Consider the following 25181-nt stretch of genomic DNA (forward strand, 5'->3'; position numbering starts at 1 on the left):
ATCTTGATTGATCTCAGCAGTTGACCAAGAATGCCGTCGGTTGGTTCCCGACGCAAGTCCTTAGTTCTGAAAGAGTCAACGTAGCTTCAGCGGCCTTGGCTGGAGGCCAGCATGGCGACAGCGATGCGTCGTGCGCTGTCGCATAGCGCCGGGGTGCGTCTCGCTTGCCCCGAATCCAGCCAGCGTACCTCGCTGGCATCGTCTGCGGCAAGACCGGTCCCCTTCACCCAGCGACAGCTGACCACCACGATGATGTAGTGCCCAAGCAGACAGCCCCGTGCATCGTGGTGGAACTGATCGATGGCGGTCAGCACGCGCTCTGGCTCGGCAACGATACCGGTTTCCTCGCGCAACTCACGTATTGCAGCCTCGAGCAGCGGCTCCCCGAGCTCCACTCGTCCTCCTGGTAGCGCCAGCATGCCGGCGTTGGGGGGCCGGCCGCGGCGCACCGTGAGGATCCTGCCGTTATGCACGACAGCGGCTGCCACTGCCGGTATCGGTGTGAGCTTTTCAGTGGAGGCCATGGAATCTCCCAAAATTCCTGTCGACTCTTGACCTTGTAAGCATAACTGGTAATATTCGCCACCGAGCCGGAGGGATGGCAGAGCGGTTGAATGCACCGGTCTTGAAAACCGGCAAGGGTTAACGCCCTTCCAGGGTTCGAATCCCTGTCCCTCCGCCACTGCTTGATGAAAAGCCACTGATTTCAGTGGCTTTTCTTTTATCTAGACTTTCCAAGCCAATGCTTCAGCCCATATTCGTGTTTTGATGCGGCTAACCTTCATGTTCCCGATAGGGGCGTCTGAATGGCACTGAAAGCGACTGTTTTCAAGGCAAGACTCCAGATTTCGGACATGGATCGCCATTACTATGGCGACCATGCCCTCACCATCGCCCGCCACCCGTCGGAAACCGATGAGCGCATGATGCTGCGTCTATTGGCTTTCGCCCGGCACGCCCATGAAGATCTTGCCTTTGGTCGTGGCGTCAGCTCCGATGATGATCCCGATCTATGGATAAGAAACCTGACCGGTGACATCGAACTCTTGATTCAGCTGGGACAGCCGGGCGAACGCGAGATACGCCGCGCTTGCAGCCACGCGAGGCAGGTGGTGCTCTACACCTACAGCGGGCAAGGTGCTCGGATCTGGTGGGAGCAGCTCGGCAACAAGCTTGCCGGACTGTCTAACCTCTCGATCTACGACATTTCCCCGGAAAGCATGGCCGCACTGGGACAGCTAACCGTTCGCAGCATGGATCTCAATATCACCATTCAAGATGGTGCGATCTGGGTGAGCGATGATAGAGAGTCCGTTGAAGTGGACATCCGCACACGCTTGTGAGCACTGGGCTTTATCATGGCCGGATGCCCATTTTTGCGTCAGCAGGTACGCGGGGAGGCACGGGGCAATCCCTGTTGCCCCGTGCAAGAACGATCAGAAGATCAGCATGAGAAGGCCGATTACCACCAGCAAGCCGATCAGAAAGATGACGCCTGCAGTACTGGCGAGAAACTTGAGCATTGTGACACTCCTTGTCGTGATGGTGTGACGAAGGTAGTCCTCATGTCGCAAGGCCGCAAGCGAGAAGGCGGCGTCCGTTACTTGATCGAACAGGAACACAACCTGCCGATACCTCGCGCTGCGCTCCCCTGGTCATCTAGCGCTGTCGATCCAGGCTAGTAGAGGCGCAAGCCGACCCGCGTGATGCGATTGCCTTCCATCTCGCTGACCACCCAATGAATGCCGTGCCAGTCGACGTCGTCCCCCACCACCGGATGGCCACCCACGCGCAGGGAGACGAATTCGGCGAGCGTCATCTCGCTTTCGCCGGGGCTGAGCGTCAAGCCGTAGACACTCGCAATATCCTTCATCAGAGCGTCACCGTCGAACGTGAAGGTGCCGAAGAAGGCGCGCTCACGTTTGAGTTTGGCCTCGCCACTGAACAGCCTGTTGAGTGCCGGCAGGTCTTCGCTGCGCCCAATGACGCAAATGACGTCGCCTGGCTTGAGCCGGGTGCTGCCCTTGGGGTGCAGCATGGCATGCTGGCGAAAAAGCGCTGAGATCACCGCCCCGGAAGGAAAACGCAACAGGCGGATGGGCACGTCATCGAGATCCTCGTTGTCCACCTTGTAGACGAACATTTCGTAGTCATTCTCGGGTAGGATGCCGAGCGGGCCACGATGGTTGGGGGTGACCCCCTCGGGTATCTCGACTCTGGTCCAGCGCGCCATGAGGGGCAAGGTGCCGCCTTGAATAAGGAGTGACAGCAACACGACGGCGAATGCGACATTGAAGTAGAGCCCGGCATTTTCCACGCCGCCGATCACCGGGAAGATGGCCAGTACGATGGGTACCGCCCCGCGCAGCCCGACCCAGGAAATGAAGCCGATCTCACGCCAGCGAAAACGAAAGAATGGCTTGACGGTGATCAGCACGGCCAGGGGGCGGGCAATGAAGATCAGGGCCAGAGCCACGAGCGAGGCCGGCAGGAAGAATTCGAGCAGCCCCGATGGGCTGACCAATAGCCCGAGGATCAGGAACAGGCCGATCTGACTCAGCCAGGCCAGTCCGTCATGGACCGGCAGGATGAAGTTGAGATGGCGGCCAGGCTGGTTGCCGATCATCAGGCCGGTCAGGTAAATGGCCAGGAAGCCGCTCCCACCAAAGAAGCTCGTGATTCCGAAGATGCAGAAGCCAAGGCCCAGGGCAAGCAGCGAATAGAGCCCCGGCGCCAGGTCGAGCCAGCGCAGCAGCTTGGCGCTCAGCCAGCCGCCGCCCAAACCGATGACCAGGGCGAGGCCGAACTGCAGAAACATGAACATGGCAGTCGAGGCCGGCCCGCGGATATCCCCTACCAGCAACTCCACCAGCAGGAGGGTCAGGAAAATAGCCATCGGATCGTTGGTGCCTGACTCGATCTCGAGTGTGGCGCTTACCCGTTCGTTGAGGTGCACGCCGCGACCGCTGAGCATCGAGAAAACGGCAGCGGCATCGGTAGAGCCGACGATGGCTCCGACCAGCAGGCCCTGCACCAGGGTGAGATCGAAGATCCACATGGCGAACAGGCCGATCACCCCGCTGGTGACGAAGACGCCAAGCGTCGCCAGCGACAAGGCCGGCTTGAAGCCTACACGGAACGTCTTCAGGCGAGTGCGCAGGCCCCCATCGAGCAGGATCATGGCCAAAGCCAGGTGGCCGATAAGAAACGCGAGGGAGTAATCGTCGAACTGAACGCCAAGTATGCCCTCTTCTCCTGCCAGCATGCCCAGTCCGAGGAAAATCAGTAGAAGGGGCAGTCCGACCATCGAGGAGATGCGGCTGGCCACGACGCTGAGCGCGATGAGAAAGCCGGAAAGCAGAAAAAGGGTGTTGATGGTGTCCATGCATGACCTCGGGCTGGAGTCGCTCCATTATGCCATGGGCGATCGGGCTCCCGCAGGTGGGTTTCCTCTGGCCATGCCTGGCATGACAACGATAAACTGCCGGCTTACCAAAGATCACGTTGTTGCTTTGGAGATCCATGACCAAACCTCTCGCCAGGCTGATGGCTGCACTGATTTCTGCGATCGTTGCCTGGGCGGTGTTGCTCTCCCTGCCGTTGCTGGCCGATACCCCGCCGGGTGATGATGATCCTCTGCCCGTCCCTCCGCTGCAGCTCGATACCAGGGTTATGGTTTTCCCCCCACTTGTTGGGCAAGAAATCCAGACACAGAGCGAACTCTCGCCACTGGTTGAAGTGCCGCCGGTTGTCGATGGCCCCGGCTTTCTCCCGCAGCTGTTGGGAGAGTCGGCATCGCCTGGCCTGCAGGCCGAGGCATCGGATGAGGCATCTTCTGCCGTGCCCTCGGTGGCTAGCCAGCCCCCCGATCCCATCATCCTGCCCCCTGTCACAGAGATCGCCGTGACGCTCGACTGGTACCTGAACCCGCAGCACGCCACCTTGCTCGTGGCACGGGAAAAAGGGATGTTTCAGCGGCGTGGACTGGAGGTGACCCTGGTGACGCCGGCCGATCCCAATGTGCCTGCCAAGCTGCTTGCCGCCGGGCGTACCGATCTTGTCGTCGGACGGCAGCCACAACTCCATCTGCTGACAGACAAGGGGGTGCCGCTGGTGCGCGTAGCCACGCTGCTGTCCGCGCCCGTCTCAGGGTTGGTCCTGCGGGCAGAGCACGACGACGAGATGGCGCTCGAGGGGATGAAGCTCGGATTTACCGATGCCGATGGGCGAGATGTGATGCTGGCCAGTGCGTTGGCCGAGCTGCTGGGGACGGCCAACGGCCTGGCGCTCGTGGAGTTGCAGGATGTTGACTATGCCATGCTCGAGGCCATGCGCGGAAAGAGTGTGGATGGTGCGATGGTGCATCATCGCTACCTCCTGCCTCGCCAGTTGGCGGACGAGGGTGTGCTGACACGCGTGCTGCCGGTCGAAGAACTGGGGGTGCCAGTACATGATGGCCTGATCTTGATGGCCAACCGGGAACGCCTTAATGGCAAGCGGGAAGAGATTCACCGCCTGGTTTCGGCGCTTGAGGAAGCCGCGCTGTGGATCGTCAACCATCCCGTCGAGGCATGGGAGTTGCTCGAGGCGTCCGAGCCCGCGCTGGCCGACTCGGCCAGCCGTGAGGCCTGGAAGGAGATAATGCCGCGACTCGCCCTGCAGCCGGCTGCCCTCGACCAGGGGCGCTACCTGCGCCTGGAACATTTCCTGTTCGAGGCCGGTATCATCGAGGCCATTCGCCCGATGGACCGGCTCGCCATCGATATCGGGGCTCCCATGCAGTGACGAGTTACTCCGCCAGCGAGGAAAGAAACTCGTTGACTGCGTTCTGGAACGCTTCAGGCTGCTCGGCATGAAGCCAGTGACCGGCGTTATCGAGGGTTTCGACCCGGGCATTGGGGAGTATCTCGCGTAGCCTCGGCAGCGCCGAGTCCGGCACGTAGTGCGACTGGCCTCCCCGCAGCACCAATGTCGCGCCTTCAAAGGGAGCTTCTCCAGCCGGGGCCTGCATGATGTCCGTATAGCCGGCTTCTATCTGGTCGAGGCCAAGGCGCAGCTGAAGACCTCCCTCCTCGCCTCGCTCCAGATTGGTCGCCAGGAACAGCCGAACGGCCCGCTCCTGAACATGTTCTGCCAGCAGGGCATCGGCTTCGCGACGATTTTCGGGCTTGCCGCGCTCCAGGTTCCTGAGGGCGGCAAATACCGCATCGTGGCCATGCCCATAAGCCTGTGGTGCGATATCCGCCACGATCAGCGAGGCCACGCGCTCCGGCGCCTGGCGGGCCAGGCTGATGACGACCTTGCCCCCCATGGAATGCCCCAGCAAGTGAGCCCGGTCGATCCGTAGGCGATCCATCAGCGCCAGCAGGTCGTCGGCCATCTCGCGATAGCTCATTCCCTCAGCGTGAGGGGAGCGGCCATGATTGCGCAGATCGACAGCCACCACCCGCCTGGCCTGTTGCCACTGTTTGACGTGGGATCGCCAGTTGTCTGCGTTGCCCAGCAGGCCATGAACGACGATGAGCGGCGTGCCTTCACCACCGGTATCCTGATAATTGAGATGCACAGTCATCCTTCCTCCCGTTGCTTGTCCTTTCGGCCATCACGAGCGCTGGGGCGCAAGGTCTTGTTGGCCGGTGAATTCAACCAGCCTGCGGCTCAGCCAAGCCAGCAGTACCCCGTAGAGCGGCAGGAAGAACAGCAGACTGACGCCGAGCTTGATCACGTAGTCGACGACCGCAATCTCGACCCAGTTGGCCGCCATGAAGGGATCGGGGCTGCGATAAAAAGCCATGGCGAAGAATCCGGCCGTATCGGCAAGATTGCCCAATACGGTGGAAATGGCTGGCGCCAGCCACCAGGAGCCGATATTGCGCAGGCGATCGAACACCTGCACGTCGAGCAACTGGCCGAGCACATAGGCCATGAAGCTTGCCAAGGCGATTCTCGCCACGAACAGGTTCCACTCCCCCAATGCCTCGAAGCCGACGTAGGTGCCTCGCGGAAAGACCACCGAAACGACATAGGAGATCAACAAGGCTGGGAGCATCACCCGCATGACGATGGCGCGGGCCTGTTCCTTGCCGAACAGTCGCACGGTGAGGTCGGTCGCCAGAAAAATGAAGGGAAAACTGAAGGCGCCCCAGGTGGTATGGAAGCCAAATAGAGTAAAGGGAAGTTGAACCAGATAGTTGCTGGCGGCGATCACGAAGATATGGAACGACACCAGCAGCAGCAAGCAGCGACGTTGCTGTGCTTCCGTCAGCACGAACATGAGCGAGTCCTTTTTAAGGCCGTCAAGGCCAGGGTGAGATCGAGGGGTGAGGGAACCCTCGCCGCTATCCTGCCGGATAGCGCCATGAGGCGGGCATTATACGTGGCCCAGTCTCGCTGGCCAATGGGCCATGGGGGGCAGGATCAATTCACTGCGCCGCCCGATGGGCGGCGCAGTGGCACTGGTGGTCCAGCAGATCTGGGGATTCGTCAGAGCTGACGAGCTTCGTGGGCAGAGCCCACCTCGCGATCCTTCATGGCCTCGTGTACGTCCTGCAGGCTGGCCGGATCGTCAATGGTCGAGGGGACGCCGTACTCCTTGCCGTCGGCGATGCTGCGCAGCAGCTTGCGCAGGATCTTGCCCGAACGCGTCTTGGGCAGCCGGTTGACCACCAGTACCTGCTTGAAACAGGCGATCGGGCCGATCTTTTCCCGCACCAGGGCAATCAGTTCGTTCTCAAGTGTGACTTCGTCGCCATCGAAACCATCCTTGGGAATGACGAGACCAACCGGGATCTGCCCCTTGAGAGCGTCATGAATCCCGATCACGGCGCACTCGGCCACGGCGGAATGCGCCCCCACGACTTCTTCCATCTCACCGGTCGAAAGCCTGTGGCCCGCCACGTTGATCACGTCATCGGTGCGCCCCATGATGAACAGGTAACCCTCCTCATCGAAATAGCCGCCGTCGCCGGTCAGGTAATAGCCCGGGTATGCCGCCATGTAGGCACTGTGGAAACGCTTGGGGTCGCCCCAGACGCCGACCAGGCAGCCCGGAGGCATGGGCTGCTTGATGACCACGCTGCCCTGCTCCATCGCCTTGACCGGCTCCGCTTCACGATCGAGAATCTGAACGTTGAAGCCAGGTACCGGCACAGTGGCACTACCGGCCTTGGTCGGCATCGCCTCGAGCCCCTGCAGGTTGGCGGCAATCGGCCAGCCCGTTTCGGTCTGCCACCAATGGTCGATCACCGGAACCTCGAGAAGGTCATCGAGCCAGTGGTAGGTGGGTGGGTCGAGCCTCTCGCCGGCAAGGTACAGCGCCTTGAGGCAGGAAATGTCGTACTGCTGCATCAGCTTGCCGTCCGGGTCTTCCTTCTTGATCGCGCGGAAGGCCGTCGGTGCGGTAAAGAAGCTTTTCACCCGGTACTGACTGATCAGGCGCCAGAAGGCGCCGGCATCCGGCGTTTTGACGGGCTTGCCCTCGTATACCACAGTGGTGCAGCCACGCAGCAGCGGCGCGTAGACGATATAGGAGTGTCCTACCACCCAGCCCACGTCCGAAGCCGAGAAGAAGACGTCGCCGGGGCTTACGTCATAAATGGTATCCATCGAATAGTGCAGGGCCACCGCATAACCTGCGGTGTCGCGCACCACCCCCTTGGGCTTGCCTGTCGTGCCCGAGGTATAAAGCACGTAGAGAGGGTCGCTGCCCTTGACCGGAACACAATCGGCGGGTTTGGCGTGCTTCACGACTTCCACCCAGTCATGGTCGCGTGCGCCGAGTTCGGCTCGCTGCTGGTCGCGCTGGAGGAAGATGCAGGCATCGGGCTTGTGCTCGCTCTGCTCGATCGCCTGGTCGATATTGGGCTTGTAGGGGATCACCCGGTCGATTTCGATACCGCAGGAGGCCGCAACCACGACCTTGGGCTGGGCATCGTCGATGCGAACGGCAAGTTCATGCGGGGCAAAGCCACCGAACACCACGGAGTGTATGGCACCGAGACGGGCGCAGGCGTACATCGCCACCAGAGCCTCCGGCACCATGGGCATGTAGATCACGACCCGGTCGCCTTTGGTCACGCCAAGGCCCTGCAGCGCGCCGGCAAAGAGCGCCACCTCGTCGCGCATTTCACGATAGGTCAGCGTACGCTTGCTGCCGGTAACCGGGGAGTCCCAGTAGATGGCAGGCTGATCACCACGCCCCTGCTCCACGTGATGGTCGAGTGCCGCGTGGCAGATGTTCATCTCGCCATCGGTAAACCAGCGTGCATGGCCCTGATCGTCGTATTCGAGCACGGTACTGGGCGGAGTGAACCATGGAATCCGTTGTGCCTGCTCGGCCCAGAAGGATTCCGGCTGTTCGATCGAGCGTTGAAATTCGTTTTTGTAGATTGCCATGAGCGTCTTGTCCGACATCGAAGGAGAACTTTGATTGTTGACACTTTAGAGACTTTTATAGAGTTTTCCTTCATACCATTGGCTAATGTGTCGGAAACAGCGGGCAAAAGCGATTTTTTCTTCAGAGGTTGTCGACAATCGCGCGCTATCGGCAAGGCACAGGTGGGCATGGGTTGATTCTTCGTTTGACAGCCGGAGAGTCACTATCAATGATGACTAAATCAGCAATGCCAAGACCAATCCGGGCACTGCGTTGACCTCCGGGATGCGCCATGTTGGCTGACATCTGGAATCGAGGCAGCGCCTGAAGCCCAGCCTGAGCCAACAGCACGCTCGCGCAGCCACAACGGGAGATCATCATGAGCACCTCGCATAGCGCTGCAGCCCGTCTCCTCCAGGCCGGCAATCCGGCCATCGATCATGCCACTGCCCTGCTAAAGGCTCTGGCCAACGACAATCGCCTGCGCATCCTGTGCCACCTCGACGGCACCGAGCTCTCGGTAACCGAGCTCAACCAGCGACTCTCGCTTAGCCAATCGGCCCTGTCCCAGCACCTGGCGATACTGAGACGAGAAGGACTGGTCTCGACTCGCCGGGCGTCGCAGACCATCTACTACTCGCTGCAGGGCGATCAGGCCAGCCAGATGATCGATGCGCTGGTTCGGCTTCAGGAGTTCTGATGCATGCCGATTGGCCTCCTGCCTCAGCTCAGCGCTTTTCCCAGCGGCTAGCCTCGAGCCGCTCCAGAATGCGGTCAAGCGCACCTTCGACACCACGGCTCATGGCCATGCCGAAGCGTTCCGCCATTGGATGACGCGCTTCCAGGCGCACGCTGACGACACGGGCCTCTTCCATACGGGAGACGAGGTAGGCTTCGCCGGTACCAAGTGCATCAATCAACCCCTTGTCGAAGGCATCGTGGCCGTACCACACCTCCCCCGTGGCCACGGCTTCGATATCCAGGCTCGGGCGGCGCTCGGCCACGTGCTTCTTGAACAGGTCGTGAATATTCTCGAGATCCGACTGGAATTTTTCGCGCCCCTCCGGTGTGTTTTCCCCGAACACGGTTAGAGTTCGCTTGTACTCACCGGCCGTGAGCAGCTCCACATCGACATCGTGCCGCTTGAGCAGGCGGTGGACATTGGGAAGCTGGGCAACAACGCCGATGGAGCCCAGCACGGCAAAGGGAGCGGCACGCAGGTGGTCCGCGGCGCATGCCATCAGATAGCCGCCGCTGGCCGCTACCTTGTCGACGCACACCGTGGTGGTAAGCCCCGCCTCTCGCAACCGGTCGACCTGGGCCGCGGCCAGGCCATAGGAGTGGACCAGCCCGCCCGCGGATTCGAGACGGATCACCACTTCGTCCCCTTTCGCTGCGGCTGCCATTACGGCGGAAATCTCCTCACCCAGGCGCCCCACTCCGCTCGCTTTCAGGTCGCCTTGAAAGTCGAGCACCCAGACAGTGCTGCGGCTGTCCTGTGCCTGCTTGTCGCCGCTCCGGGAGCGGTGCTTGTCATCGCGTCGGAAGGTCTTGACCAGGCGCTTGCGGGCGCTTGGCGCGGTGGCAGCGAGGGCCAGACGGCGACGGCGATACTCGAGGTTGTCGTTGAGCTCCTCCACACGCAGCCGGGTCCGTCCGCCCGATTCGCTCTTGATCCGTACGATCACCATTATCACGACCGCGACCAGCAAGGTGAGGAGCGACATCTGTACGACGAAGCGCCCGATATCCATCAGCCATTCATTCACGTCTTCACTCCATGGATTGAAGATGTCCCAATCGTGACCCTGGCCGGGGGCAATGACAATGGGCTTGATTGAAACAATTGTTTGAAATACTCTCTGGTTTGACAGGACTGTTTGAGTCCGCATGGTCATCAACAAAGGAATAGCTTCATGTCCACCTCGACCCTTGACAAGCTCCAAGAGCGCTTCGATCCCCAGGCTGCCCAAGGCATGGACGATGTCTTTCAGTTCCACTTCAGCGACAACGGCAGTCACTATCTAGTGGTCAAGGATGGTAGCCTTGCAATCGAGGAGGGTGAGCATGACGACCCCTCCGTATCGCTGTCGATGAGCAGCGACACGCTGAAGGGCATCATGAGTGGGGATGTCAATGGCATGACGGCCTTCATGACCGGCAAGCTCAAGGCAACCGGCAACGTGATGCTGGCGACCAAGCTGACGAGCCTGTTCCCCAATCGCTGAGCGTCGCTTCGAGCCGCTGCATCGTCATGGGCCGCCTTCAGGCGGCCCATTTCAATTCAGTTTGCCATGTCGGTTGGTCCCGCCGGCGACTTCTGCAAGGTGAGTCTCTATCAATGCCCGGGAAATGGAGTAAGGCGGCGGCAACTGCGGCAGCCGCCCGGGCAGGAACCAGGCGGCATCGGCAATCTCGACACCATCGATGCGAATGTGCCGGCTGGCGGCCTCGGCAAAAAATCCCAGCATCAGGGCGTGAGGAAAAGGCCAGGCCTGGCTGCGGTAGTAACGAATCCGCCCCACACTGATACCCACTTCTTCATGGACTTCACGATGAACCGCTTCTTCTGCTGACTCTCCCGGTTCGATGAAGCCTGCCAGGGTCGAGTAACGTCCCGGTGGAAAGCGTGGGCTGCGGGCCAGCAGCATGGCATCGCCATGGGTCACCAGGGTAATGATGCAGGGCGAGATCCGTGGGTAGTTGCGATGACCGCAATGCTCACAGTGCATGGCGAACTCGGCATCGAGCCGCGAGGCCCGGGCGCCGCAGCGACCACAGTAGCGGTGGTCGCGAATCCAGGATGCCACTTGCAGTGCCGTGGACAGCAGGGGATACCAGGACTCGGGCATTCGCGCCAGCCACTGCCGCCCGTCCGGCCAATCCTCGCCGGGCTCTTCTTCCACTGACAGTGCGATAGGCTCGTCATGCCAATAGGCCAGTGGCTGGATGCTCTCGGGCCAGGCCTGTTCCGCTTGAAGGGGGGTGTCGTCCGCCCCGGGAGCGATGCGGCCGGCGGCCACACGGATCACTCTGCCATAGGCGTTATCGACTGGCAGCTCACGGCGCAGCATCACCGCCCTCTCCCGCCTGTCCTGTCAGCGCATCCCAGTGGCAGCGGCCAGCCGCCTGGCGGATCTGCTCCAGCTTGGTCTGGTGTGCGGCAAGCTCCGCCTCGGCAGGGCGCACGACGCGCAGGCTGCCGGTCGACAGCGAGAGGCGCCTGATCGAGAGGCCGCCGGTCATGGCCTGGGTGTCGGCGGCCTCTTCGGCATCCAGCGACAGGGCTGTCTGTCCGCCGGTCATGGCGAGGTAGACCTCTGCCAGGATTTCCGCATCCAGCAAGGCACCATGAAGCACGCGGTGGCCGTTGTCGATCTCGTAGCGCTTGCACAGGGCATCGAGGTTGTTGCGCTGACCGGGGTGGCGCTCACGCGCCAGCTGCAGGGTGTCGAGTATGCGGCAGTGTTCCGCTACCGGCCCCAGGCGGGGTTCACCGCGTGCCGCCAGCAGCAGCTTGAACTCATGGTCGATGAAGCCTACGTCGAACGCGGCGTTGTGAATGACCAACTCCCCACCGCGAACGAATTCCCAGAAGGCGTCGGCAACCTCAGCGAAGACCGGCTTGTCCTCGAGGAACTCGTTGGTGATGCCATGGACGCCGATGGCCTCGGCTTCGACCTCACGCTCGGGATTGATGTACTGGTGGTAGGTGCGACCGGTGAAGCGACGGTTGACGAGCTCCAGTGCACCGATCTCGATCAGGCGATGGCCTTCGCGAGGATCGATGCCGGTGGTTTCTGTATCCAGAACGATCTGACGCATTGGCTAGGACTCAGGTTGGATGACTTTCGGCTCGCTGTTGGGCCCGTGAACGTCGATGGCGGCATTGGCCAGTGCATCGGCGCGCTCGTTGCCGGGATGACCGTTGTGTCCCTTGACCCAGTGCCACTCGATGCGGTGACGGTGGGTTTCTTCCAGCAGCTCGCGCCATAGCTCGGCATTCTTGACCGGCTGGCGACTGGCAGTTTTCCAGTTGCGCTTCATCCAGCCATGAATCCACTGCGTGATTCCCAGGCGCAGATACTCCGAGTCGGTCCAGAGCTCTACCTCGCATGGTCGCTTGAGCGTTCGCAGGGCCATGATGGCAGCCATGAGCTCCATTCGGTTGTTGGTGGTCGCCGCCTCGAAGCCGTTCAAGGTCTTCTCGTGCTTGCCGCTGACCAGCAAGGCGCCCCACCCTCCTGGCCCCGGATTGCCTCGACAGGCACCGTCGGTATAAATGGTCACGTGCGGGAGCGGCTCGCCCTGCTCATTGTCCTTCAACTTCGGTTGTCCTTCTGCTTGGTTCAGGTGCGGGCGTGCCGACGCGGGTGGCATGACCCAAGGCGCCCCCGCCCAGCGTGCCCTGTATGTTCAGTCGCGGCTTCTGGCTCTGGGCAAGGCGCGTGCGCCGGCGGGCACGAATGACATAGCTGTCGCCCAGCGGTACGTTATGGCGCCGGCCGAGGGTCTCGAGCGCCGCATTATTCGGCAGGCTGCCAGGCAGATGAAAGCCGCAGTAGTCTACCCGTTCGATACGGAAGTCGACAAACGCGAGCCAGTCGTTGAGCTTGGATGGCGTGCGCCAGTGACCGCGCCAGGGCAGACGCTCCCGACGCCACGGTGAGAGTCGTCCCAGGCCGGTAATGCCGAGGGGCATCCAGCCGAGCACGATGAGGCAGCCGTCGTCGGCAGTGACCCGGGCCGCTTCCTGCAGCAGCTTATGGGGCTCTTCCACCACTTCGAGCAGGTGATGGACGATGACCAGATGCAGGCACTCGTCGGGAAGCGCCAGGGCGTCCAGGGGACACACCAGCGTCGACGAGGTCTCGGTCAGTTCCACCGTCGGGGCCCAGCGGAGGTTATGGCGTATCGGCGACATGTCGGTCAGCGAGGGTCCCATTCCGAGTTCCAGGCTGTGGCCACCGTGCAGGCTTTCACAGACCGGTCCCAGGCAGGCTCGCTCGGCGCGCCAATGGGCCTGCCCGTCTTCACTGGCCCAGTAACGACGTCCTTCCCGAAACAGCCGCGCCAGGGCGAGCGGTTCACGCAGGTTTGACATTTCGGGGAAATACCTCCATGATCACCGGTTTTGCAGGAAAATAACGGCGAATTTGGCCGCGCATGCTCCATGTCGACGGTCGAGCTGCGGCCGTCATGCGCGCTTGAGTGCAACGAACGGGCAGCCACCCGCCACTCACTTCGGCTGACGACGCGACAAGGGACAGACGCCTATGCTGAGCGTGACACCGATTCCCGCTTTTAGCGACAACTATATATGGCTCCTGCGCCAGGATACGAGCCCTGAAGCCTGTGTCGTGGATCCCGGTGATGCAGAACCGGTCATCCGTGCCCTCGAACAGGAGGGCCTCACACTCGATACCATCCTCGTCACTCACCACCACCACGACCATACTGGCGGGCTGCCGGAGCTCATCGATCGCTATTCGCCGCGGGTCATCGGCCCCGACAACCCGCGGATTACCGGCTTGACCGAGCGAGTCGGTGACGGTGATACCTGTCGGGTCATGGGGCGGCGCTTCGATGTCTTCGCGGTCCCCGGCCACACGCTCGACCACATCGCGTTCTTCACGGCAGGAATACCGCCGCTGCTGTTCTGTGGCGATACCCTCTTTTGCGGTGGATGTGGCCGTCTCTTCGAGGGCAGCCCGGAGCAGATGCACCGCTCCTTGCAGGTGCTTGCCGGCTTGCCGGACGAGACCCTGGTGTTCGCGGCTCACGAATATACCCTGGCCAACCTGCGGTTCGCCCAGGCAGCCGAGCCCCACAATTCCGATACCGTCGAAGCCCTTGCCGCAGCCCAGCGTGCCCGTGACTTCGACAAGCCTACGCTGCCGAGCACGCTTGCGCGTGAGAAGCGGATCAACCCGTTCCTGCGCTGTAACGACCCCGAGCTGCGTGCCGTCGCTTCGCAGCATGGCAGCACCGATACCGACCAGGCGACCTTTGCGACGCTGCGCGCCTGGAAAGACAGTTTCTGAGAATCGACGCATCCCATGGGCGACATCAGCAACACGACGTGCCCAGAAGGAGAACGCATGACCTATCGAACGACGCGGCAGTGGACATTGGCACTCGCCGGAGGCATTGCCATGATCGGCGCCTTGGCGACGACCGGCCAGGTGTCGCTGGCGGCGCCTCATCCGGGTGCCAGCCCTGCCTTGCCCACGCACCATTTCTGGGATGACCTGACACTGGACTACCTTCCAGGCGATGCCTGGGAACGCCTGCGTGACAACCTCGCCTGGCATGACAGTCGGCACGACGCACGGGTGCAGCACTGGATCGAGCATTACCGCTCCAATCCGGAAAACGTGGTCGAGATCATCGAGCGTGCTCGCCCCTGGATGGCCTGGATCACCGAGCAGGTGGAGCGGCGTGGCCTGCCCGGCGAGGTCAGCCTGATCCCTTTCATCGAAAGCTCGTACGATCCGCACGCTCGTAGCCATCGCGGCGCCGCCGGCCTTTGGCAGTTCATGCCCGGCACCGCCGATGCCCTGGGGCTTCGCCGCCTCAATGGCTATGACGGGCGCCTGGACGTGGTGGCCGCGACCCAGGCGGCGCTCGACTATATCGAGCTGCAGGCCGAACAGTGGTACGAAGGCGACATAGAACTCTCGCTGGCTGCATACAATGCCGGTGCAGGGACCGTCAACCGTGCTCGTCATGCAGCCATGGCGCGCGGCGAAGCCGGCGACTACTGGCAGTTACAGCTGCCCAACGAGACCATGCAGTACGTACCCAAGCTGAACGCCATCGCCGCGATCATCGACGACCCCGAGACCTACGGCGTCGAGCTTCCCGAGATAGAGGACACCCCCGCTTTCGCCAAGATCCCGGTCAACCAGCCTGTCGACCTGGCGCAGTTGGCAAGAGCCACCGGCGTAGACAACCAGGAACTGACGGCCTTGAATCCAGGCCTGACCAACGGCAGCGCCAGTCCAGCCACGGTGGATGTAGTGCTGGTGCCCGTCGAGCAGGAAGAACTCGTGCTGGCTGAATTGAGCGCCCCGGCGCCGAGCTCGCACACCGATGAGAGCCAATACCTGGTACAGCGCGGCGACAGCCTGTCTGCGATCGCGGCTCGGCATGGGGTCAGCGTCGGTGAGCTGCGTCGGCATAACGGTCTCAATGGTGACATCATTCACGCCGGTCAGACGCTTCAGATCCCGCAGCGTAGCCTGGCGGCGCGTTGACCGCAGCAGCCGGTTTCGCTGCATGCCGATGTTTACAAGCGACTTGGAGCCTGACACCTTATGGCGGTAATGCCCGGCTGCCGGGATAGCCCCACTCAAGGATGTCACTGATGCGGTTTGCCTTGCGCTCCACTCTTCTTTGCTCTCTCATGCTCGGCTGGTGGGCCGCGGCGTCAGCGGCCGATCCCGACTCCGTTGCCACCGTCCATGGCTTGTCGCTTTACGACGAGCCGGCCCTGCCCGCAGATTTTACCCACTTCCCTTACGTCGAGCCTGACGCTCCGAAGGGGGGCACAATGACCCAGGCAGCGGTGGGCAGCAGCTTCGATTCGACCAATCCGTTCATCATTCGCGGTACGCCGGCGATCGGAACCAGCCAGATCTATGACACCCTGCTTGCCGAAAACGCAGATGAACCCTTCAGCCTCTATGGCCTGCTGGCCGAGGGCATTCGGCTCGACCCGGACCGCTACTGGATCGAGTTCGACATGCGCCCGGAGGCTCGCTTTCATGACGGCGAGCCGGTAACCGCCGACGATGTGGTGTACAGCTTCAATCTGCTGATCGAGGAAGGCAATCCCTTCTACCGCGGCTACTATGCCGATGTCGAAAATGTCGTGGCGCTCGATCGCCACACCGTGCGCTTCGAGTTTGCCACCAACCACTCCCGCGAACTGCCGCTGATCGTGGGGCAGCTGCCCATCCTGCCCAAGCATTATTGGGAGGAGCGCGACTTCAGTGCACCGACCCTCGCCCGGCACCCTGGCTCCGGGCCTTACCGCATTGCCAACGTCGAACCCGGGCGGCGCATCGTCTACCAGCGCGACGAGGATTACTGGGGACGGGACTTGCCGGTCAACGTCGGTCGGCACAACATCGATCGCATGATCTTCGACTATTACCGCGACCGTGACATTGCCTGGGAGGCGTTCAAGGCCGGTGTGATGGATTATCGTATCGACGCCCGTGCGGCGACCTGGGCCATCGGCTACGATTTCCCCGCCTACCGGGACGGCCTGGTCAAGCGGATTACCGTTCCGGATGGCCAGCCGGCTCGCATGCAGGCCTTCGTCTTCAACCTGCGCCGCGACAAGTTCCAGGACCCCCGGGTCAGGGAGGCGCTCAACCTCACCTTCGACTTTCCCTGGCTCAACGCCAACCTGTTCTACGACTCCTACCGGCGCACCGAGAGCTATTTCCAGAACTCGGAAATGGCGGCCGAGGGGTTACCGAGCGAAGCCGAGCTCGAACTGCTCGAACCCCATCGTGACGAACTGCCCGATCGGGTCTTCGACAGCCCGCTACCGATCGATCACCCCGAGAACCTGAGGGAACGGCTGCGGCTGGCCCATGACCTGCTGATCGAGGCTGGCTACGAGTATCGTGGCGGCACCCTGGTGCATGGCGACACGGGGCGTCCGCTCACGGTGGAAATCTTGCTCTTCGATAGCGGTCTGGAGCGTGTCGTGCATCCGATGCTGCGCAATATGTCGCGCCTGGGCATTCAGGGGCGGCTGCGCATCGTCGACATCAACCAGTTCTTGAATCGCCTGCGCAGCTTCGATTTCGATATCGTCACTGGCCACTTCCCCCAGTCGAACAATCCCGGCAACGAGCAGCGGGAATTCTGGACCAGCGAGTTCGCCGAGGTGCCCCAGAGCCGCAACCTGATGGGCCTGGAAAACCCCGTGGTGGATGAGCTGGTGGAGCGTCTGATCCGGGCGGACAGCCGCGAGGAGCTGAATACCGTGACCCGTGCCCTGGATCGGGTCTTGCTGTGGAACTTCATTACGATTCCCCACTATCATTCCGGCGAAACGCGTCTCGCGGTTTGGGACAAGTTCGGCTATCCGCAGCCTTTCCCGAAATACGGTTTCGACCTCACCGCCTGGTGGGTCGACACCGAGCGCGAGGCTGAGATAAACCGCCGGCTACGACGCAGATAATCCGTTGCCACCCGTCACCTGCTTGCACAAGGACGATCTATCGTGAGCCGTTACATCCTGCGCCGCCTGCTGCTCATGATCCCGACCCTTTTCGGGATCATGTTGCTGAACTTCGTCATCGTTCAGGCGGCTCCGGGCGGCCCGATCGACCAGATGCTGGCCCGCTTCGAGGGCGTCGATGCCATGGCCAGCACACGCCTCGATGCCGGCGGTGGCGAAGTGGTGGTTCAGGATGAGTCCCGCGGTGCCCGTGGCATCGACCCGCGCTTCATCGAGCAGCTCGAGGAACAGTTCGGCTTCGACAAGCCGGCCCACGTGCGCTTCTTTACCATGATGCGCGATTACGCCACCTTCGACTTCGGCAACAGCTTTTTCCGTGACCGCCCGGTCGTCGAGCTCATGATCGAGCGTCTGCCGGTCTCGATATCCCTGGGCCTGTGGACGACGCTGCTGGTCTACCTGATCTCGATACCGCTGGGCATCCGCAAGGCACTGCGCCATGGCTCCCGCTTCGATGTCTGGACATCGGGGCTGGTCATCGTCGGCTATGCCATCCCCGGCTTCTTGTTCGCCATATTGCTCATCGTACTGTTCGCCGGCGGCAGCTACTGGGACTTCTTTCCTCTCCGAGGGCTGACCTCGCCGGACTTCGACGAACTGACTCTGTGGGGCAAGATCAAGGATTACTTCTGGCACATAACGCTGCCGGTAACCGCCCTGACCATCGGCAGCTTCGCCACCCTCACCATGCTGACGAAGAACAGCTTTCTCGACGAGATACACAAGCAGTACGTGCTGACCGCTCGCGCCAAGGGGGCGAGCGACCGCCAGGCTCTCTACGGACACGTGTTCCGCAACGCCATGCTGATCATCATTGCCGGCCTGCCCGGTGCCCTGGTGTCGATCTTCTTCACCGGCTCGCTGCTGATCGAGGTGATCTTCTCGCTGGAGGGGCTCGGACTACTCGGCTTCGAGGCGGTGATGCAGCGAGACTACCCGGTGATCTTCGGCACCCTGTTCCTGTATACCCTGATCGGGCTGATCCTCAAGCTGGTGTCGGACCTCACCTATGTCTGGGTGGACCCGCGCATCGATTTCGAGACAAGGGAGTCCTGAGCCGATGTTCGCCAACTTCACCGCCAAGCTCTCGCCCATCTCCCGGCGACGCATCGACGTCTTCTGGAGCAACCGCCGCGCCAAGGTCTCGCTGTGGATCTTTCTCGCTCTCTTCGTGGTCAGCCTCTGCGCCGAGCTTATCGCCAATGACAAGCCCATCGTCATGAACTATGAAGGCCAGTGGTACGTGCCGCTGCTGGTGGATTATCCCGAGACGGAGTTCGGCGGGTTCCTGCCGACGCGCACGGATTACCACGACCCCTTCATCCAGCAGCAGATCGACGAGCATGGCTGGGCGATCTGGCCGCCGATCCCCTTCTCCTATCAGACGCTGGACATGCAGATGAGGCGCCCTTCCCCGTCTCCCCCCGACTCCCGCCACTGGCTGGGCACGGACGACCAGGGGCGCGATGTCCTGGCACGCGTCATCTACGGCTTTCGCCTCTCGGTGTTCTTTGCCCTGGTGCTGACCGCCGGCTCGCTGGTGATGGGCGTGGTCATCGGCGGCATCCAAGGTTACTTTGGCGGAAAGACAGATCTTATCGGTCAGCGCTTGACGGAGATCTGGTCGGGCTTGCCCGTGCTGTTCCTGCTGATCATCCTGGCCAGTCTCGTGCAGCCGGGATTCTGGTGGCTGCTGGGCATCATGCTGCTGTTCTCGTGGCTTGGCCTGGTCGACGTGGTGCGCGCCGAGTTCCTGCGCGCCCGCAATCTGGAGTATGTCCGTGCAGCCAAGGCGATGGGCTTGCCGTCTCGCCTGATCATGTGGCGCCACGTGCTGCCGAATGCCATGGTCGCCACGCTGACCTTCATTCCGTTCCTGTTCACCGGTGCCATCACCACCCTGACGGCCCTCGACTTTCTCGGCTTCGGCTTGCCGCCGGGCTCACCGTCCCTGGGGGAGCTGGTAGCCCAGGGCAAGAACAACCTGCATGCTCCCTGGCTCGGGATCACCGCCTTCGTCAGTCTCTCGCTGATGCTGTCACTGCTGGTATTCATTGGCGAAGGACTGCGCGATGCCTTCGATCCCCGACACATCCAGCACGCCTCGAGTGCCACTCCGTTGACCAGGACCCAGCCCAATGCCTGACACTCGCTCTACGCCTCTGTTACGCCTCGACAAGCTGTCGGTCGCCTTCGACGGAAAGCCGGTCGTCAATGAGCTCAGCCTCGAGGTACGCCGCGGAGAGACGCTGGCGCTGGTGGGGGAGTCTGGCTCAGGAAAGTCCGTCTCGGCACTTGGGGCCATGAACCTGCTGCCGGACAACGCCCAGGTCATAGGCAGTCGCTGGCTTGGCGATACCGACCTGAGCTCGTTGAAAAAGCGCGACTGGCAGGCGCTGAGGGGAGGACGCGTCGGTTTCATCTTCCAGGAGCCGATGACCTCTCTCAACCCACTGCATACCGTGGCCAAGCAGATCGGTGAGACGCTGCGCCTGCATCAGGGCCTGTCGGGGCGCGCGGCCCGGGATCGCACCCGTAAGTTGCTGGAACAGGTCAAGCTGCCGCGACCCGACGAGTTGCTCGATGCCTGGCCACATCAGCTGTCGGGCGGGCAGCGGCAGCGCGTGATGATCGCCATGGCCATCGCCAATGATCCAGAGTTGCTGATCGCCGACGAGCCCACCACCGCGCTGGATGTCACCGTGCAACGGGAGATACTGGCCCTGCTCGCCGAGCTACGCGATCGCCACGGTATGGGCATGCTCTTCATCACCCACGATCTCAACCTGGTGCGGCGTCACGCCGACCGTGTCTGTGTTCTGTATGGTGGACACGAGCAGGAAACCGGGCCGGTGGATGAGGTGTTCACCACACCCAGTAGCAGCTATACGCGAATGCTGCTCGATGCAGAGCCTACCGGTCGCCCGGCGGCTGTATCGTCTTCCCAAGTACTGCTCGAGGCGAAGGGTGTCAGCGTCAGCTTCCAGCGTCCCAAGCGCCTGTTTGCCAAGCGACCGCCCCCCTTCGTGGCCGTGCAGCCGATCGACCTGCAGCTTGCCCGGGGCGAAACCCTGGGCATCGTTGGCGAATCCGGCTCCGGCAAGACCACGCTGGCCATGGCCCTGCTGCGTCTGGTGGAGAGCCGCGGCGAGATCGAGCTGGCGGGTGAACGGCTGGATCGCCTGACCGGGAATGCATTGCGGCAGCGAAGGCGCCGCATTCAGGTGGTCTTCCAGGATCCCTATGGCTCGTTATCCCCCAGGATGCCGGTGTCCGACATCATCAGCGAAGGGCTTCGCTTCCACTACCCCGAGCTGAAGGAGGAGGAGGTAACCGCGAAGGTGCGTGCGGCGATCGCCGAAGTCGGTTTGCCCCAGGATTGCGCGGCACGTTACCCCCACGAATTCTCCGGGGGGCAGCGCCAGCGCATCGCCGTGGCCCGGGCGCTGATCCTGGAGCCCGAGCTGGTGGTACTCGACGAGCCCACCTCGGCGCTGGATCGCACCGTGCAAAAGCAGCTCGTACAACTTCTCAGGGAGCTTCAGGCCCGCCGAGGACTCAGTTACCTGTTCATCAGCCATGACCTGGCCGTGGTGAGGGCCATGGCGCATCGGGTGCTGGTCCTGAAGGATGGTCAACTGGTTGAGGAAGGTGAGAGCCAGGCGCTGCTGTCGAATCCGGTCAGCGCCTATACCAAGGAACTGGTCAAGGCGGCCGGCTTCCTGCCCGAGGAGTGAGCGTGCTACCTGAGGTCACCTGAAAGCGTCAATTTCCCCTTCGGTCAGTTCGCGCCACTCGCCGGGCTCGAGGGTGTCAAGCGTCAACGGACCTACCGATTCTCGATGCAGTGCGACCACGTGGTTTCCGATGGCGGCAAACATTCGCTTGACCTGGTGATAGCGACCCTCGTAGAGGGTCAGCTCTGCCTTGAAGGGCGTGCGCATCACGAGCTCGGCCGGCAGCGTCGGCTTCTCTTCGCCGTCGAGCAGAATGCCCTCCTCGAAGCGCCTGACGGCCTCGTCCAGGGCTTGTCCTTCGAGCGGTTCGGCCAGGGTCGCCAGGTAGACCTTGGCGCAACGACGGCGAGGCGAGGTGACGCGATGCTGCCACTGTCCATCATCGGTCAGCAGCACCAAGCCGGTGGTATCCACATCCAGCCGCCCCACCGTCTGAAGCCGCTCCGCCTTGGGCAGCTCGATATAGTCCACCGCACGGGGGTAGAGTCCCCGCCGTGAGCTGCACTCGACGTCTTCCGGCTTGTGCAGCATCACGTAGCGAAGACCGACCAGCGCTAGCGGCTGGTCACCCCACACCACGCGATCATCCGCATCCAGCTGGAGCGAGCCCTGCTTTACCACTTGCCCGTTGACGCTGACCTCACCACGCTGCAACGCCTTCTTGGCCAGGCTACGGGTCAGCTCCGTGGTTTCCGCCAGGAAGCGATCCAGGCGCATCAGAACCCTACTCCATCGGCCAGGGTGAAGTGGTCGGCGTCACGCCAGGCCGGGAACTTCTCGCGAAACGCTTCGAGGTCGGCGTGGGACAGCGTCGCGGTCTTGATGAAGGCCGTGTCGCGGGGCTCGTCGATGATGGTCTCCCCCTTGAAGTCCACCAGCATCGAATCCCCGGAATAGCTCATGCCATTGGCATCCTCGCCGACGCGGTTGACGCCGATGACCGGACACAGGTTTTCGATGGCGCGCGCCTGCAGCAGAATGCGCCACGGATGGCGCCGGGGAGCCGGCCAGTTGGCGACGCACAGCAGCGCATCGTATTCGAAGTGCTCACCGGGACTAGGGCTCTGGCGCAGCCAGACCGGGAAGCGCAGGTCATAGCAGACGCTGAGCAGGATGCGAAAGCCCTTGAGCGTGACGATCACGCGATCATGCCCCATTGCGTAGCGCTCATGCTCCCCGGCCATCCTGAACAGATGGCGCTTGTCGTAGTGGACGCGGCTGCCGTCAGGCCGCGCCCAGACCAGGCGATTGTAGTACTCACCATCCTCGACGATCGCCACGCTACCGGTAATCACGCAATTGCGCTTATGGGCCTGTTCACTAAGCCATGCCACGGCGCGGCTTTGCTCCATGGGTTCGGCCATTTCCCGAGAGTTCATGGAGAAACCGGTGGAGAACATTTCCGGCAACACGATGAGGTCGGTCTCCTCTCCACTGAGTTCACCAAGCTGCTCATCAAGCATGCGGCAGTTGGCTTCGGGATCTTCCCAGCGCAGATCACATTGCACCAGGGTGGTACGTAAATCGCTCATGATGGTTCCCTTGCGATGTCTGGCCATTGATACGACTCGATGATCCAGCCTAACCCAGGCTACCGAAGGAGTCAGCCCGCTGACACAACACCGGGAAGCGGACGGCATGCGTGCATGGTGGTATATTCCATAGCCTGCTAAGTTGAAGCCTTCCGTTGACGAGAGACCCTGGCATGTCCCCGCTGCCCCTGAGCGATCGAGAAACCACACGAGGCGTTGGCTTCGGACTGACCGCCTATATCATGTGGGGCTGCTTCCCGCTTTTCTTCGCGCTTTTCGACGGTGTTCCCGCCTTCGAAGTGCTGATCCACCGCATTATCTGGTCGTGTCTGTTCCTGGTGGGACTGGTTACCCTGCTCAAACGCTGGTCCCCCATCCGCCAGGCGCTTGTCGAACCGCGACGCCTGGGCAGGGTGCTCGGTTGCGCCCTGCTGATCGCCACCAACTGGGGCCTCTATATCTACGCTGTCGAGACTCGCCAGGTGTTCCAGGCCAGCCTCGGCTATTTCCTGACGCCGCTGGTAAACGTAGCACTCGGCATGCTGGTCCTGCGCGAGGCCATGGCCGGGTTGCAGCGCCTTGCCGTACTGCTGGCGGGCGTGGCCATTGCCATCCAGCTGTTGCTGCTGGGCGAACTGCCCTGGATCAGTCTGATGCTGGCCTTGACCTTTGGCACTTATGGGCTGTTACGCAAGCAGGTGCCCCTCGATGGGCTTTCCGGTCTCTTCGTGGAGACCCTGCTCCTGCTCCCGCTGGGGTTGATGGCGCTGGCCTGGCTGAGTGCGGCCGAACTCTCGCACTTTCTGGGCGAGCCGAATATCACGCTGCTGCTGATGGCCAGCGGGGTCATTACCGCCCTGCCCCTGCTTGCCTTCGCTGGTGCCGCCCGCCGCCTACGCCTCGCCACGCTGGGTTTCCTGATGTACTTGAACCCGACCATCCAGTTCTTCATTGCGCTGCTGATCTTTCGCGAGCCGCTTTCCCTGATCCAGCTCGGCACCTTCCTGTTGATCTGGGCCAGCCTGGTGCTCTACTCCTGGTCTGCCTGGAACAGCCGGGCACGCTCCCCCCTTGCCGTGGCAGCTGCTCCGCAGCAGAGCAAGAGGGTTTGATGCCATGACCAGGGAGCGCCCCCGCATCCTGCTGGTCGGTGCCGGCCATGCTCACCTCTACCTGATGCGCAATCGCTGGCGCCTGGCCGAGGCCTGCGTGACCGTCGTCGACCCCGCTGCCTTCTGGTACTCGGGCATGGCGGCGGGCGTCCTGGGTGGTGCTCTCTCACCTGTTGCGGACCGCATTGACCCCAAGCGGCTGGCTGCCAGGCATCGCTTCGACATGGTTCGCGGGCGGCTGGAGAGGCTGGACCGAGAAAATCGTCTCGCTGTGCTGGAAGATGGCCGGACACTCGGATACGACCTGCTTTCGCTCAACCTGGGCTCTTATGCTCCCACGCTCCCCGTCCGAGACCGCGGCTCGAGAGCCTGGTCCGTCAAGCCCATTCCTCAGCTGGTGACGCTGCGGCGCTGCCTGGAAACCGGCTTTCGTCGCGGCGAGCGGGCGCGACTCATTGTCGTGGGAGGCGGAGCCAGCGGAGTGGAGCTGGCCTGCAACCTGCGCGCGCTGGCCAACAGGCACGCTGCGCCGCTTTCGATCACGCTGGTCAGTCGGGGGGAAACGCTGCTGGCAGGTGCACCCCGCGGTGCGCGGCGCTGGCTGCATGGCTACTTGAGCCGGCTGGATATCCAGGTGTGCAACGGTCTGCGTGCGGTCTCGCATCACCCGCTTGGACTGCTGGTCGCCGAGGAGGGGGTAACCCTGGGCCAGGATACCCTGAAGCTGCTCGAGTGCGAGCATGTGGTCCATGCCGGTGGCCTGGAGCCGCCGCCGGTACTCGAGCGCCTGGGACTGCCAGTCATTGCCGGGCGCGGACTGGCGCTGCGCGACACCCTACAGAGCGTGGATGACCCGGACATCTTCGCTGCCGGGGATTGCGCCGCCCTGAGCGACACCCCACTGCCCCGACTGGGGGTCTATGGTGTACGTCAGGCGCCAGTGCTGCTGGCGAACCTCCAGGCCCGGCTCCGTGGTCGCCCCCCGCAACGCTACACCCCGCAGTCACGGGCCCTGACGATCCTTAATCTGGGGCCGAGGCACGGCCTGGCGATCCGCGGCCGCCTATGGTGGGCAGGCCGTGCCAGCCTGGCCTGGAAGCACTGGCTCGACGAACGTTTCATGGCGCAGTACCGGACCTGATGCCCAAGGTCAGCGCCTCA

Annotated in this window: 25 protein-coding genes and 1 tRNA gene; 13 read left to right on the forward strand and 13 right to left on the reverse strand. The window is 62.4% G+C overall.

The features are described from left to right. Positions 1-86 precede the first annotated feature (86 nt). Positions 87-524, reverse strand: coding sequence for an NUDIX hydrolase (locus H1D44_RS00820; protein WP_181512949.1), 438 nt, complete (start codon positions 522-524; stop codon positions 87-89). 68 nt (positions 525-592) lie between these two features. On the opposite strand from H1D44_RS00820, the gene H1D44_RS00825 reads away from it, so the two are divergent. After that, positions 593-682 (forward strand) — tRNA-Ser (locus H1D44_RS00825). A 124-nt stretch (positions 683-806) separates the two neighbouring features. Continuing rightward, positions 807-1343 carry a YaeQ family protein gene (locus H1D44_RS00830; protein WP_181512950.1) on the forward strand — a complete coding sequence of 179 codons (537 nt, stop codon included), beginning with the start codon at positions 807-809 and terminating at the stop codon, positions 1341-1343. A 93-nt stretch (positions 1344-1436) separates the two neighbouring features. On the opposite strand, the gene H1D44_RS00835 is transcribed toward H1D44_RS00830, so the two are convergent. Together H1D44_RS00835 and H1D44_RS00840 are read right to left on the reverse strand one after the other, a co-directional pair. Beyond that, complete coding sequence (locus tag H1D44_RS00835; RefSeq protein ID WP_181512951.1) at positions 1437-1622, reverse strand: small membrane protein YohP; 186 nt, start codon at positions 1620-1622, stop codon at positions 1437-1439. A gap of 56 nt (positions 1623-1678) precedes the next feature. Next, on the reverse strand, positions 1679-3385 hold the full coding sequence (locus H1D44_RS00840; RefSeq protein WP_181512952.1) for a potassium/proton antiporter: 1707 nt from the start codon (positions 3383-3385) through the stop codon (positions 1679-1681). 137 nt (positions 3386-3522) lie between these two features. Here H1D44_RS00840 and H1D44_RS00845 point away from each other — a divergent pair, with 137 nt between their 5' ends. Then, positions 3523-4785, forward strand: coding sequence for an ABC transporter substrate-binding protein (locus H1D44_RS00845; protein ID WP_181512953.1), 1263 nt, complete (start codon positions 3523-3525; stop codon positions 4783-4785). Between the two features lie 4 nt (positions 4786-4789). Here H1D44_RS00845 and H1D44_RS00850 read toward each other — a convergent pair whose 3' ends face one another. From H1D44_RS00850 to H1D44_RS00860, 3 genes are all read right to left on the reverse strand, one after another. Further along, the gene (locus tag H1D44_RS00850; RefSeq protein ID WP_181512954.1) at positions 4790-5572 is read right to left on the reverse strand and encodes an alpha/beta fold hydrolase; all 783 of its coding nucleotides are present in this window, start codon (positions 5570-5572) and stop codon (positions 4790-4792) included. Between the two features lie 30 nt (positions 5573-5602). After that, complete coding sequence (locus H1D44_RS00855; protein WP_181512955.1) at positions 5603-6274, reverse strand: 7-cyano-7-deazaguanine/7-aminomethyl-7-deazaguanine transporter; 672 nt, start codon at positions 6272-6274, stop codon at positions 5603-5605. A gap of 209 nt (positions 6275-6483) precedes the next feature. Beyond that, positions 6484-8394 (reverse strand): propionyl-CoA synthetase, encoded by a 1911-nt coding sequence (locus H1D44_RS00860; RefSeq protein WP_181512956.1) that lies wholly within the window; start codon positions 8392-8394, stop codon positions 6484-6486. A 359-nt stretch (positions 8395-8753) separates the two neighbouring features. Between H1D44_RS00860 and H1D44_RS00865 the strand changes: the two genes are divergently transcribed. Beyond that, a complete protein-coding gene (locus H1D44_RS00865) occupies positions 8754-9074 on the forward strand; it encodes an ArsR/SmtB family transcription factor (protein ID WP_181512957.1) in 321 nt (106 codons plus the stop codon). A gap of 28 nt (positions 9075-9102) precedes the next feature. Here H1D44_RS00865 and sohB read toward each other — a convergent pair whose 3' ends face one another. Beyond that, entirely contained in the window at positions 9103-10143 is a 1041-nt protein-coding gene (gene sohB / locus H1D44_RS00870; RefSeq protein WP_181512958.1) for a protease SohB, read from the reverse strand. 147 nt (positions 10144-10290) lie between these two features. On the opposite strand from sohB, the gene H1D44_RS00875 reads away from it, so the two are divergent. Continuing rightward, entirely contained in the window at positions 10291-10602 is a 312-nt protein-coding gene (locus H1D44_RS00875; protein ID WP_181512959.1) for an SCP2 sterol-binding domain-containing protein, read from the forward strand. Between the two features lie 51 nt (positions 10603-10653). On the opposite strand, the gene nudC is transcribed toward H1D44_RS00875, so the two are convergent. The 4 genes from nudC to H1D44_RS00895 are packed head-to-tail and all read right to left on the reverse strand — an operon-like array spanning position 10654 to position 13478. Then, the gene (gene nudC, locus H1D44_RS00880) at positions 10654-11448 is read right to left on the reverse strand and encodes an NAD(+) diphosphatase (RefSeq protein ID WP_181512960.1); all 795 of its coding nucleotides are present in this window, start codon (positions 11446-11448) and stop codon (positions 10654-10656) included. Further along, positions 11435-12199 (reverse strand): DNA polymerase III subunit epsilon, encoded by a 765-nt coding sequence (gene dnaQ, locus H1D44_RS00885; protein ID WP_181512961.1) that lies wholly within the window; start codon positions 12197-12199, stop codon positions 11435-11437. The genes nudC and dnaQ overlap by 14 nt, the downstream gene beginning before the upstream one ends. A gap of 3 nt (positions 12200-12202) precedes the next feature. Continuing rightward, entirely contained in the window at positions 12203-12700 is a 498-nt protein-coding gene (gene rnhA, locus H1D44_RS00890; RefSeq protein ID WP_238984340.1) for a ribonuclease HI, read from the reverse strand. Next, positions 12687-13478 (reverse strand): class I SAM-dependent methyltransferase, encoded by a 792-nt coding sequence (locus tag H1D44_RS00895; RefSeq protein ID WP_181512963.1) that lies wholly within the window; start codon positions 13476-13478, stop codon positions 12687-12689. The genes rnhA and H1D44_RS00895 overlap by 14 nt, the downstream gene beginning before the upstream one ends. 172 nt (positions 13479-13650) lie before the next feature. Between H1D44_RS00895 and gloB the strand changes: the two genes are divergently transcribed. The 6 genes from gloB to H1D44_RS00925 all read left to right on the forward strand — a co-directional run bounded on the left by gloB (position 13651) and on the right by H1D44_RS00925 (position 21376). Next, complete coding sequence (gene gloB, locus H1D44_RS00900; RefSeq protein WP_181512964.1) at positions 13651-14418, forward strand: hydroxyacylglutathione hydrolase; 768 nt, start codon at positions 13651-13653, stop codon at positions 14416-14418. Between the two features lie 57 nt (positions 14419-14475). Further along, a complete protein-coding gene (locus tag H1D44_RS00905; RefSeq protein WP_181512965.1) occupies positions 14476-15633 on the forward strand; it encodes a transglycosylase SLT domain-containing protein in 1158 nt (385 codons plus the stop codon). Positions 15634-15782: 149 nt separating this feature from the next. Beyond that, positions 15783-17579 carry an extracellular solute-binding protein gene (locus H1D44_RS00910; protein WP_238984356.1) on the forward strand — a complete coding sequence of 599 codons (1797 nt, stop codon included), beginning with the start codon at positions 15783-15785 and terminating at the stop codon, positions 17577-17579. Between the two features lie 42 nt (positions 17580-17621). Then, positions 17622-18695 carry a microcin C ABC transporter permease YejB gene (locus H1D44_RS00915; RefSeq protein WP_181512967.1) on the forward strand — a complete coding sequence of 358 codons (1074 nt, stop codon included), beginning with the start codon at positions 17622-17624 and terminating at the stop codon, positions 18693-18695. 4 nt (positions 18696-18699) lie between these two features. Beyond that, complete coding sequence (locus H1D44_RS00920) at positions 18700-19785, forward strand: ABC transporter permease (RefSeq protein WP_181512968.1); 1086 nt, start codon at positions 18700-18702, stop codon at positions 19783-19785. Continuing rightward, positions 19778-21376, forward strand: a complete 1599-nt coding sequence (locus tag H1D44_RS00925; RefSeq protein ID WP_181512969.1) for an ABC transporter ATP-binding protein — start codon at positions 19778-19780, stop codon at positions 21374-21376. Before H1D44_RS00920 ends, H1D44_RS00925 begins: the two co-directional genes overlap by 8 nt. A gap of 15 nt (positions 21377-21391) precedes the next feature. On the opposite strand, the gene H1D44_RS00930 is transcribed toward H1D44_RS00925, so the two are convergent. Continuing rightward, positions 21392-22093 (reverse strand): pseudouridine synthase, encoded by a 702-nt coding sequence (locus H1D44_RS00930; RefSeq protein WP_181512970.1) that lies wholly within the window; start codon positions 22091-22093, stop codon positions 21392-21394. Next, a complete protein-coding gene (locus H1D44_RS00935) occupies positions 22093-22908 on the reverse strand; it encodes an amidohydrolase (protein ID WP_181512971.1) in 816 nt (271 codons plus the stop codon). The genes H1D44_RS00930 and H1D44_RS00935 overlap by 1 nt, the downstream gene beginning before the upstream one ends. A 173-nt stretch (positions 22909-23081) precedes the next feature. Here H1D44_RS00935 and rarD point away from each other — a divergent pair, with 173 nt between their 5' ends. Together rarD and H1D44_RS00945 are read left to right on the forward strand one after the other, a co-directional pair. Further along, positions 23082-24020 (forward strand): EamA family transporter RarD, encoded by a 939-nt coding sequence (gene rarD, locus H1D44_RS00940; protein ID WP_181512972.1) that lies wholly within the window; start codon positions 23082-23084, stop codon positions 24018-24020. Positions 24021-24024: 4 nt separating this feature from the next. Continuing rightward, entirely contained in the window at positions 24025-25161 is a 1137-nt protein-coding gene (locus H1D44_RS00945; protein WP_181512973.1) for an NAD(P)/FAD-dependent oxidoreductase, read from the forward strand. Positions 25162-25181 lie beyond the last annotated feature (20 nt).

The sequence above is a fragment of the Billgrantia kenyensis genome, assembly GCF_013697085.1.
GTDB classification, from domain to species: Bacteria; Pseudomonadota; Gammaproteobacteria; order Pseudomonadales; family Halomonadaceae; genus Halomonas; species Halomonas kenyensis.